Here is a 2929-nt window from a genome sequence, read left to right as displayed (position 1 = left end):
TTCTGACACGACTCATCCGCTCTTGTGCTTTGGAATTACCGGCCATTTCAATAGTCATCTCGGAGGCGGGTACAACAACCGATGAAGAGGCTGCGGATGAAGAAGACGCGGCAGTCGCAGATGAAGCGGGTTGAGCAGGCGCTTCGCTGTCTGTCTTTCGCAAAAGATATCGTGAAGCCAACCGGATGGCCAGCATGGCCGCTGCGTTCGAGGTTACTTTGTTGTGTGTGCTCTGTGCGTTCTGGGCGCTTTTAATCATCGCTTGTCTGAGGCTAATTGGCATGATGGACTTCCTTGATTCATTGCAAAGCTTTTTACTGTATCACAGGGTTTATAAACTGAGCAATATGAACTGGCAGGGTGCTTTTGGGGTGCTATGTAAAAGTATTAGGGTATAGTGCGCGGAGAGGGGGGAAAAAGTGTATCACTTTAGTGATTTAATTTATTGAAAGCAAATTATGTATCGCTGCGCGATCTTTTTTAACCCCCTCACCCTTGATCCCTCTCCCCCACGCTACGCGCGGGGGAGAGGCGAGGTGGTTCTTTAGTATAATGGTTTTCAGCGAGGTATCCGACTTTGTTAACTTCAATGCAAGGCTCATCTCCTTAATATGCATTCTTCTTCCGGATTGCCTGGATCTTGTAGCCTCATTGAACCCTGGTTAAACAATGAATGAGAGCCAAGTGGCGAAAAAGTATCGATATCTGAAGATGAGGAGGGGAGTGTTCGTGTAGTGCCTGCATCGTAGTTGGGTATGGGCGAATCAGCGCTAAATTGAGTGGCTGTTTGTTGTTTTGCCTGTTTCACTATCGCCTCAAGAAGATTCAAGGTTTTAGAACACCTAGGGTGTTTAACCAGATCCAAAACGGTTTTTCCATCGCAGTCTTTTGTCATTAGAGCGTCAGCTCGTGCTGTCATCGGCAGGCAGTTCAGAAGATGTTTTAGTGATTTTGGATGGTCTACGGCCCAGTGCAACAGGGTTTCATGGTAATTGTTTCTTGCCATGACGGCGTCAGCTTTTGCTGTTTCAGGCAGGCAGTCCAGAAGCAGTTTGAGTGCTTCTGGAGATTTTGTGGCCCAGTGTAATGCGGTATTGCCATCATCGTTCTTTGTCATTATGACACCCGCTCTCTTTGTCTCGGGCAAGCAAGTCAAAAGCAGATTCAGAGAGCCGGGGTTATTTGCGGCCTCGTGCAACACGGTATTGCCATTCTTGTTACGTATCAATACGGCCTCAGCCCTTGCTGTCTCGGACAGGCAGTCTATTAGCAGTTTTAAGGATTCGGGATACTTTGCAGACAGGTACAGCATGTTTTCATCATTACGGTTCCTTGCCATCACAGCATCAGTCTTTACTACCTCGGGTAGACAGTTCAGAAGCAGTTTTAGAGACTCGGGATAGCCTGCAGCCGATTGCAACACGGGTTCGGTATTATGGGTTCTTTTTATCACAGCGTTAGTCCTTGCTACCTTAGGTAGGCAATCCAGAAGCAGTTTTAGTGAGTCGGGATAATGTGCTGCATGATGCAGTACGGTCGAGCCATACCGGTTGCACGCCATCACAGCGTTAGCCTTTGCTGGTCTAGAGAGGTAGTCCAGAAGCTGCTTCACGATATTAGGACTAATTTTTACTGCTCGATGCAGGATGGTATCGCCATCTACGTTACATTTCATTATGACGTTAGCTCTTGTTGTTTCGGGCAGGCAATCCAGAAGCAGATTCAGTGATTCGAAATGGCCTGAGATATAGTCAAGTACCGAACAGCCATATCTATTTCTTATCATCAAAACGTCAGCTCTTGCTGCCTTGGGCAACCAGTCGTGAAGTAGTTTCAGGGATGCGAAGTTGTTTGCGACCAGGTGCAGCGCGGTATTTCCATCATTGTTTTGTATCATTACGATACCAGCTCGCGCTACCTCAGGAATGCAATCGAGTAGTTGCTCCAAGAGCTCTGGACAAAATTTTAAGACCTGGTGCAGCACAGTATGGCCATCACCGTTTTTAATCATTACTGCGTCAGCTCTTTCTGCCTCGGGCAGTCGGTCCAAAAGCTTCTTCAGGGTTTTGGGGCTACATTGTACGGCTCGATGCAGAACGGTATTTCCATCATTGTTCTGTACCATAGCAGCACCAATTCGTGAAGCTTCGGGAAGGCAATCGAACAGTTGTTTCAGTAGTTCTGGGTCATATTCCATAACCTGGTGCAGCACTGCATGGCCATCACCGTTTTTTATCATCAATGCGTTAGCTCTTTCTGCCTCGGGCAGGCGGTCCAGAAGCGTTTTCAGAGTTTTTGGACATTTTTTTGCAGTTAAATGCAGTACGGTATTATTAAATGGTGTTTTTTCCATCACGGTTCCTGTTCTAGCTCCTTCAGGCAAGCAGTCTAAAATCTGTTTCAGGAGTTTGGGGCGTATTGATGCCACCTGGTGCATGAGGTTCGTGCCATATTGGTTCGTTGTAATAAGTACGTTGATTCGTTCATGTTCGGATAGTGTTTGGAGAAACCATTGGACAAAGAGCATGTGTTTGTTATTGAGGGCGAGATTAAGTGGGGTGTAGAAATTTTTGTAGTTCACTTTATAGTTTGCGCCTCTTTCAAGCAGTGCTGCAGCAAAACGTGTATTTCCTCGCGTTGCGGCAAGATGAAACGGAGCTAATCCTTCGTTGCTGGTAGCATTAGGCTCAAAACCTTGATGTTTGACTATATTCCGTAGAACAGTTTCGGACACATCGGTAGACGCTGCTAGCAGTATCGCAATATCGAGGCTGGATGCGGGCGTGATAGTGCCGGGTGTGAGCAGCACCGGAAGGGAAGGTTCTCCTGTCGATTCAGGTGCAGCAATACGTTCAACCTGGGCAAGCAACGCTTCGGGCCAGGAATCTCGTGAAAGCGCATCGCCTGCGGTGTTCTGCTCCTGATTGCA

2 protein-coding genes are annotated in these 2929 nt (G+C 47.4%); both read right to left on the bottom strand.

Annotated elements, in window-relative coordinates; genetic code table 11:
• A partial coding sequence (locus G543_RS17700) for a hypothetical protein (RefSeq protein ID WP_035922020.1) occupies positions 1–283 on the bottom strand: 283 nt, incomplete at its 3' end.
• Positions 284–598: 315 nt separating this feature from the next.
• Positions 599–2929: ankyrin repeat domain-containing protein (locus G543_RS17690; protein WP_035922014.1), on the bottom strand; the 2331-nt coding region annotated here is incomplete at its 5' end.

Source organism: Legionella moravica DSM 19234, from assembly GCF_000423305.1.
GTDB lineage: Bacteria > Pseudomonadota > Gammaproteobacteria > Legionellales > Legionellaceae > Legionella > Legionella moravica.
This window is presented reverse-complemented; position numbering and strand designations above follow the sequence as displayed.